This is a genomic window from Hoskinsella mucinilytica, assembly GCF_045223415.1.
Lineage (GTDB): Bacteria > Bacillota_I > Bacilli_A > Erysipelotrichales > Erysipelotrichaceae > Hoskinsella > Hoskinsella mucinilytica.
In genome coordinates this window covers 1-644 of record NZ_JBEQZJ010000114.1, presented here as the reverse complement: position 1 = coordinate 644, position 644 = coordinate 1, and the positions used below count along the sequence as shown (strand labels likewise).

Genomic DNA, 644 nt, shown 5'->3' with positions numbered 1-644 from the left:
CTTGCCAATCAAATGGATGGAAATGACCATCGCATCTATACATTGTTAGGAGATGGCGAATGTGAGGAAGGTGAAGTATGGGAAGCCGCAATGGCAGCAGCTCATTATCATTTAAATAACCTTTGCGCAATCGTAGACTTTAATGGTCTACAGATTGATGGTGATATCAGAAGCGTTATGAATCCAACACCGATCGATGAGAAATTCAAGGCATTTGGATGGAATGTGTTATCCATTGATGGACATGATTATGAAGCAATACGCAAGGCATTTGAAGAAGCAAAAAAAGAAAAAGAAAAACCAACCATGATTCTTGCACATACCATCAAAGGGAAAGGCGTTTCCTTTATGGAACATAATCCCGCATGGCATGGAAGCGCACCGAACAAGGAACAGTATGAACAAGCGATGAAAGAATTAGGAGGTGCTTGCCATGAGTAAAACAGCAACACGTAGCGCCTATGGAAAAGCATTGGCAGAATTGATCGTAGAAAGAGATGATGTGATCGTACTGGACGCTGATCTAACGAAATCCACAAAGACGTGTGATGCGAAAAAAGCAAGACCTGAACATCATTTCAATATGGGAATTGCGGAAGGAAATATGATGGGAGTCGCAGCAGGACTTGCGGCAAGCGGTAAAA

The 644-nt window shown here is 42.2% G+C and carries 1 protein-coding gene and 1 pseudogene; both read left to right on the top strand.

Features of this window, described 5'->3' with window-relative positions; translation table 11 throughout:
• On the top strand, nucleotides 1–441 hold a 441-nt coding region (locus UGRO018_RS17760), incomplete at its 5' end, for a thiamine pyrophosphate-dependent enzyme (RefSeq protein WP_416327844.1).
• Nucleotides 434–644, top strand: a pseudogene (locus UGRO018_RS17755) (transketolase family protein); the annotation flags it as partial. The gene UGRO018_RS17760 and the pseudogene UGRO018_RS17755, both read left to right, overlap by 8 nt.